The sequence below is a fragment of the Peptoniphilus lacrimalis DSM 7455 genome (genome assembly GCF_000378725.1).
Classification (GTDB): Bacteria; Bacillota; Clostridia; order Tissierellales; family Peptoniphilaceae; genus Peptoniphilus_A; species Peptoniphilus_A lacrimalis.
This window is the reverse complement of record NZ_KB900385.1, coordinates 1-1,598: the sequence shown is the minus strand read 5'-3', so window position 1 is coordinate 1,598 and position 1,598 is coordinate 1. Positions and strand designations below refer to the sequence as shown.

Here is a 1,598-nt window from a genome sequence, read left to right as displayed (position 1 = left end):
TTTAGTACCATAAATAGTGTAAGAAAGGAAGTAATACCTATCTTGCACTATTTTTGTATAATGAAGAAGTAGTATGACGAGGTGCTTTTAGGGTTGAAACATCCGCCAAAAAAACTGTCAGCTACCTCTTCATTATTCATATTCGGTTAAGCAGGTTGGGCAAAACGTCCGTGTCACAAGCTAAAAAGAGTGTAATGGTGCAGGTAGAAACTACAAAAGAAAAAGAAAGAAGGAAAGCCATGATATCTGTAGGAATAGACATATCAAAAGAGAAATTTACAATTTGTGCATTAGAACAAGGAAGTAAAATAATCTGGAAGCCTTTTGATGTTTCCCTAAACAAAAGAAAGGTAGAAGAATTTTTAGAGAAACTAGAAAAATTAAAAGAAAAAGTAAAAATAACAATGGAAGCAACAGGAAAATATCATCTACCAATACTTTATGAATTAAAAGATAGAGGGTATTTTGTAGCAGTAATAAATCCATTAAAGATGAAACAATTTTGCCGAGCATTAAACTTTAGAAAAGCAAAAAATGACAATATAGATGCAAAACAAATAGCAGAATATGGACTAATGTATTGGAAAGAATTAGAAGAATACAAGGTAGATGAAGAAAACTACAGAGTCCTAAAAGAATTAAACAGAAGCTACCAACATTATATGGATCTAAGAATAAACCAAATGAACTACATAGAACAAACAGTACATCAAACATTTCCAGGAATAAAAAAACTAATCCCACATAACTCAGGAGACTTTTCAAAAGACAAACTATTAGACTTTTTAGAAAAATGGTGGCATAAAGACCTAGTACTAGAAAAAACAGAAGAAGAATTCATAGAAGAATATAAAACTTGGGCAAAAGAAAAGAGATACCATCCAAATGCAAACAAAGCAAAAGCAATTTACAAATTAGCAGAGGATAGCATCTCAACTCAGCCTTCCCATAACTCAAAAATAGAAACGAATATCAGAGAAGGAATAAACCTGATAAAACAAATAAATCAGATTCTAAATAGCATTTTATCACAAATGATAGAAATATCCGAGCCCTTAGAAGAATATCAAGAAGCAAAAAAATTCTCAGGCATATCAGAAAAATTAGCAGTACAAATAGTAGCAGAATTTGGAAATCTATCAAAATTTAAAAACAAAAAAAGCCTAATATCCTTTATAGGAATAGACGCACCACCATATGAATCAGGAAACTTTAAAGCAGATCAAAGAAAAATAAGCAAAAGAGGAAACACAATACTAAGAAAAGTAGGCTACCAGGCAATGAAATGTATGATGAGTGCTAAAGATCCCGAGAATGAAATATATAAGTATATGGTAAAAAAAGAAAAAGAAGGAAAAGCCAAAAAAGTTTGCAAATTTGCAGGATTAAATAAATTCTTAAGAATCTACTATGCAAGAGTTATGGAATCAAAAGCCGAGAAAAAAGAATTAAAAGCAGCATAAGACTTTGAAAACACTAAAAAACAAGCCGATTGATTACCCTCGGCTTGTTTGCCATGCACTAATTTAATTATTCAAATAATAAAAAATAACCTGAAATTAATTTCAGGTTAAGCTTGACTTTTGTTAGCAGGTTTT

At 30.7% G+C, this 1,598-nt stretch carries 1 protein-coding gene; it reads left to right on the top strand.

Annotated features, from left to right (window positions below; all coding sequences use genetic code 11):
- Positions 1 to 239: 239 nt before the first annotated feature.
- On the top strand, positions 240 to 1,463 hold the full coding sequence (locus F594_RS0109080; protein ID WP_026302341.1) for an IS110 family RNA-guided transposase: 1,224 nt from the start codon (positions 240 to 242) through the stop codon (positions 1,461 to 1,463).
- Positions 1,464 to 1,598 lie beyond the last annotated feature (135 nt).

Bases quoted from the DNA above. Each gene is read 5' to 3' on its own strand.
- F594_RS0109080 (WP_026302341.1), top strand. From the start codon at position 240: ATGATATCTGTAGGAATAGACATATCAAAAGAGAAATTTACAATTTGT.